The 5,686-nt window shown below is 39.6% G+C and carries 5 protein-coding genes; 1 reads left to right on the plus strand and 4 read right to left on the minus strand.

The window, feature by feature from the left end:
* From AC1DWN_RS26430 to AC1DWN_RS26445, 4 genes are all read right to left on the minus strand, one after another.
* A partial coding sequence (locus AC1DWN_RS26430) for a cache domain-containing protein (protein ID WP_477561873.1) occupies window positions 1-972 on the minus strand: 972 nt, incomplete at its 3' end.
* Entirely contained in the window at window positions 969-2,072 is a 1,104-nt protein-coding gene (locus AC1DWN_RS26435; protein WP_477561874.1) for a response regulator transcription factor, read from the minus strand. The genes AC1DWN_RS26435 and AC1DWN_RS26430, both read right to left, overlap by 4 nt.
* A 240-nt stretch (window positions 2,073-2,312) precedes the next feature.
* Entirely contained in the window at window positions 2,313-3,260 is a 948-nt protein-coding gene (locus AC1DWN_RS26440) for an NAD-dependent epimerase/dehydratase family protein (protein ID WP_477561875.1), read from the minus strand.
* Between the two features lie 29 nt (window positions 3,261-3,289).
* Window positions 3,290-4,480 (minus strand): glycine C-acetyltransferase, encoded by a 1,191-nt coding sequence (locus AC1DWN_RS26445; RefSeq protein ID WP_477561876.1) that lies wholly within the window; start codon window positions 4,478-4,480, stop codon window positions 3,290-3,292.
* A gap of 136 nt (window positions 4,481-4,616) precedes the next feature.
* On the opposite strand from AC1DWN_RS26445, the gene AC1DWN_RS26450 reads away from it, so the two are divergent.
* Window positions 4,617-5,168, plus strand: coding sequence for a helix-turn-helix domain-containing protein (locus AC1DWN_RS26450; protein WP_477561877.1), 552 nt, complete (start codon window positions 4,617-4,619; stop codon window positions 5,166-5,168).
* Window positions 5,169-5,686: the final 518 nt, after the last annotated feature.

The raw sequence follows: 5,686 nt of genomic DNA on the forward strand, positions 1-5,686 counted from the left end.
GCCTTCCTCTACCATTTTCATTTTCGTATTTAATCGAACGATCCCTTTCAAGAACGTCTCCGAAAACAAAAAAATAATAAAACTGAGAAAGACCATACAAAGCAAAACAATGATACCTGTTGCACTTAAAATATTACCTGTACTTGCTGTGCTTTGTCCTTTTGGAGCGAGGTAATGGAGTGTCCAGTCGGTTTGCGGGATTGCCTCATGGACAACCATATATTTGGAGCCATCGGCATTTATTTGGGTTGTTTCTGAGTTCGCTTGAAGGGCGTTAGAAATCGCTGCTTCTTGTCCCCTAAGCTCAGAGACAATTATTCTGTTCTGACTGTCCATTATTACGACACCATGGTCTGCAATTTCTCGGCTCAATACCTCACCCAGTATTTTATCGAAGTTGAACCTCACATAAAGCTGACCAATGACCTGATGAATATCCGGATCATAAATATTTCGTGTTGCAAATAACCTGCCTTTGTCATACCACCACCATGTTGTATAGCGATCATCGTTTTCTTTCATCGACCAGTACCAGCTGCTGTTTTCAATGCTTAAAGAAGGGGAGATGTAGTTGCCAAAGCTCTCTTTACGGTTTTCTGAATAAATCATTATTTCATTCATATCACCCACATGATAAAGTAAGTTGAACAGGATCGGCTCGATCTTTTCATTCATCGTCTTAGCGAGAAAATACGTATCCTGATTCGAATTACTCATCATATCAATAACATCCGGATGATAGACGATTGATTTCATCGGTGCCTCTTGCCGCTGCAGCCGGTAGCTGATTTCCATCGTCATTTGCTTTGCCGTATTCGTTGTACTTTGCAGGAGCAGATGCTCAGCTGAAGATTTCGAGCTTTGATACGCATATAAGCCGAGTGCTATTGTCGGAAGGATGATAACGGACAGATAGGAAAGAATTAATTTTTGTCTTAGACGGAAATTGTGAAAAATAGGCAGCAGCTTCAACGTCTATCGCCTCTTTCTCTATATTGAACGGGCGTCATATCAAAGTACTGTTTAAACATCAGGTTGAAGTAAGAAGGATTCGTATAGCCAACCTGAATGCCCACATCGATCACTTTGAGCGTAGTGTCTCTCATAAGCTCTTTCGCCCGCTCCATACGGTATCCCGTTATATATTTCCCCAGACTCTGGCCTACCACTTTCTTGAACAAAAAACTCAAATAACTAGAGGATAAATGAACCTTTCCAGCCAAATAGTCAAGCCCAATATCATCTCCGTATTCCATATGGATGAGTCGGATAACTTCCTCAATTACCTTGCGGTTATTTTCATCGCTTCGATCATCTAGCTTGACTAGCTTTTGGAAAATGCTGAGGCAAAGCTCCTTTAACTCAACAATCGTCTCGCTTTCTGCTATACGTTCGAGGTCAACCGTTAAGGTTTGGTTCTCCTTTTTCCCATATGTTTCATAAACAGTTTTTATAATACTTGTAAATACTAGCTTCACATAAAGTGAACTCATACTTTCAGATGCTCCCAGCCTTTCTATGAGGATTTCCAAGCATTGTTCCAGATCATCATTATTCCTCTGTTCAATCGACTTAAAGATGGGCTGCAGGATGTCATCCATTTCGTTGTCTTTCAAATTACTCGTTAAACAAGTACTACCTTTATCCCATACAAAGCTCCCGGTAAGTAATTGTTTCTCACGTTCCATACGCCTTAAATCATTCTCGCAAAATACAATGACCTCTTTCATTACGGCCAGAAATTCATCTACTTCAATTGGTTTTAAAATATAATTAATCGTACCTAGCTGAATGGCTCTCTTTGCATATTCAAATTCACCGTAAGCACTGTAAATGATAATTTTAAGATCCGGCAATATCACTTTGGCCTGCTTCGCTAGCTCGAGTCCATCCATAAACGGCATTCGGATATCCGTAAATAAAATATCTACATGGTTATTCTTGATATAAGCTAATCCGGTTTCCCCGTTATTTGCCTGTGCTAATACCAAGGGGAGGGAGTGCTTCTGGATCAGCCACTCGATAGCATCAATCTCGATTTGCTGGTCGTCCACGACTAGAATCTGATACAAATCTCATCCCTCCTCATACAACTTTTATTTATGAAAATCTTTCACATCACTATTCATGACATACGTGATTTAGATATTCGTTCCAGATTTAATAATTCCTTCATAAAATTAATGGGTTTATGGGAAAGGTTGAGTAATCTTCTTGGAAAAGGATAAAAAAAGAGAGAGCTGTGTTGCTCACTCCCTCCTCCTCATGTATGTGGTTGTGTTATTGCGACTCTAGTTGTCAAGCAGGCTGCTTTAACCCGCAAATTTGATGGACACTTGCGAGAGCATTTCTTGAGTCATTTTCTCCAAATTATATTGTACGCAAAATCCCCATTCCTCCTTGGCAGCAGTGCTGTCAATTGCATTTGGCCAGCTATCAGCAATCGCTTGTCTGACCGGATCCACCTGATAGGCGATTTTAAAGTGAGGGATATGCCGCCTTATTTCTGCTGCAATCATTTCTGGCTCGATACTCATTGCCGATACATTAAAAGCATTTCGATGCTTGAGTTTGGAAGCGTCTGCCTCCATTAGTGAGATGATCGCTTCAAGAGCATCTGGCATATAAATCATATCCATGAAAGTACCTTGCGAAATGTAAGAGGTATAACTGCCCCTCTGAACGGCATCATAAAAAATTTCTACTGCATAATCAGTAGTTCCACCTCCCGGCGGAGTGATATAGGAAATGATTCCGGGAAAACGCAGCCCACGAGTATCAACTCCAAACTTTTTAAAATAATAATCACATAATAATTCCCCTGAAACTTTACTAACGCCGTACATGGATGTTGGTCTTTGAATGGTATCTTGCGGAGTATTACTCCTCGGTGTTGTTGGTCCAAATGCACCGATAGAGCTTGGAGTAAATAGCTGGCAATTTAATGTTCTAGAAACTTCTAATGCGTTGAGTAATCCACCCATATTCAATTGCCACGCAAGTAATGGTTTTGCTTCCGAGGTTGCAGACAATAGCGCAGCTAAATGAATGATTGTATCTACTTGATGTTTATTGGCGATATCATACATGGCTTGGGGATCGGTTACGTCCAGAATTTCAAAGGGACCTGCTGCCTCGTGTTTACATACTTGTTTTATATCCGTAGCAATTACATGGTCCGTACAATAAATTTGCCGCAGTCTAGTGACAAGCTCTGTACCAATTTGACCCGATGCGCCCGTAACCAATATTTTTTTCATCTGAATACCCCCTCACTTTCAACTCATTTTTAAATCAGCTTCAGCTCTTTCCCTACTTTTTCATAGATCGATAGTGCTTTTTCAAGCATGGTCTGAGTATGTGCTGCAGTTGGCATGTTTCTTATTCTTCCGCCTCCTTTTGGCACAGTTGGGAATACAATCGCTTTGGCATAAACACCTTCTTCATAAAGCCTTTTGCTAAATTGCTGCGTCAGCTTTTCATCTCCAATAATGCAAGGTGTGATCGGCGTTTCACTATTCCCGATATCGAAGCCTAGTTCATGAAGTCCCTTCTTCAAAAAATTGCCGTTCTCCCACAATCGATCTATAAGCTCCGGATTGCTCTTAATGATATCTATAGCTGCAATACAGGGTGCAACAGCCGCAGCTGGCATTGAGGTTGAAAATAAAAACGGCTTGCTTCTTGCTTTGAGCCAATCAATTAAATCCTTCTTTCCGGCTACGTATCCACCTATGACGCCGATAGCTTTGGAGAGCGTGCCAATTTGAAAGTCCACTTGATCGGAAAGTCCAAAATGCTTTACTGTACCAGCACCCCCTCCGAGAACTCCGGAGCCATGCGCATCATCCACATAGGTTATGAGGTCATACTCTGCTGCAATCTCAATAATTTCCGGAAGCTTGGCTAGGTCCCCGTCCATGGAGAAAACACCATCTGTAATGACCATTATCTTTTTATATAAACCAGATTCTTTAATGGTCTTCGCCTTGCTTCGTAAATCATCCATGTCGGAGTGATTGTAACGGATTATCTTCGCTTTGGATAATCTGCACCCTTCAATGATTGAAGCATGATTTAATTCATCGGATAGTATGGCGTCGTGCTGATCCATCACTGCAGAAATAGCCGCCATATTACAATTAAATCCTGATTGATAGACAACAACGGATTCTGTATTCTTAAACTGAGCTAATTTTTCTTCTAGCTGCAAATGAACATCCAACGTTCCATTAATTGTCCGAACAGCTCCCGCTCCTGTCCCATAAATATTCACTGCCTCTACGGCTGCCTGGATTAATCTAGAATCAGTCGTTAATCCCAAATAATTGTTCGAGGATAAATTGATATACTCTTTGCCTGCAATAGTAATTATCGCCCCATTTGCCCCCTGCAAAGGGTCGATTACATTGTATAACCCTTTACTTTTTAGTTCAGTCATATTTTCGGTTAAAAAATGTGCTAACTGTATACTGGACATATTCCCGCCTCCCTCTTATATGTTATACTATACATACGTATTAGATAACGCACAACATAAATATTTGAAAAAGTCGACTTTTGAGTCTATTTACGTTACGATGGGTAAAAAAATAGAGACCGAGGGTAGAGAATTCATGGAACCGATACATGTTAAATTAGGTAAAAATTTAAAATCAATTCGTAACAGCAGAGGTCTGAGTCTAGATAAAGTGGCGGAGTTAACCGGAGTTAGCAAAGCTATGCTTGCACAAGTAGAGCGTGGTGAATCTAGTCCATCCATTTCAGTTATTTGGAAAATCGCAAATGGGCTTCATTTGTCCTTCACATCATTAATCGAAGAGCAAAGTCCTTCTATATCTATTGTTAAAATTGCTGATATGGAACCTTTGTTAGAAGAAAAAGGCTCGTTTCGTTCATATCCCCTTTTTCCATTTAGCCCACAAAAAAAATTCGAGATTTATGTTGTTGAAATGGATCCGCATTGTTATCACGAATCCGAAGCACACAGCACCGGAGTAGAGGAATATATTGTGCTTTTACAAGGGAGTCTTGAGATTTCGATTAACGGTAGTAGCCATACCATTAATCCAAGTGAGTCCCTTAGATTTATTGCAGACCAACCCCATAGTTATAAGAATAATACAGACAGTATGGTGCAGTATCATGTAATTATTTCTTATCCTTAGTATATGKTAAAAGAAAAAAGACTGGAAATTGGTCGGGGAATCGCCGATCAGTTTCCAGTCTTTGGTGCTTTAATGAGATTTATTTATGAGGGGTGTGAGTTATAATTCATTTTGGCACTACATACACCTTTTTAAACCTTTTTTATAATATACTTTTGACACACCATATAATGACTTTTGACACAAACAGTTGTTTTCTATAATTCATCTTGTCACAAATGATTTCTATCATCGTCAATGGCTGATGAAATGCGTACAGAGAAAATAAATGGTTAAACTCCCTAAAAATAAGCAATTAGACTAACAAGAAAAATAAAGACAGCAGCAGCATGGACAGTGAAAATAAAGTCCTTGATTGTAGCTGTCGCTTTTTAACTATAGTTTCCCGTTAGTTCAATCTTCTTTAATGACATCTGATTTAACCAGACCATAATGAACTAAGTCTTCATAAATACCAGACTTTAAGATTTTTTTAGGGAAATTGTCTTCAGACTTCATCCCTATTTTATGCATAACCT

The sequence above is a fragment of the Paenibacillus sp. P4_A7 genome (genome assembly GCF_056402455.1).

Coding starts and splice junctions, on each gene's coding strand:
- AC1DWN_RS26440 (WP_477561875.1), bottom strand. CDS start 3,260: ATGAAAAAAATATTGGTTACGGGCGCATCGGGTCAAATTGGTACAGAG.
- AC1DWN_RS26445 (WP_477561876.1), bottom strand. CDS start 4,480: ATGTCCAGTATACAGTTAGCACATTTTTTAACCGAAAATATGACTGAA.
- AC1DWN_RS26450 (WP_477561877.1), top strand. CDS start 4,617: ATGGAACCGATACATGTTAAATTAGGTAAAAATTTAAAATCAATTCGT.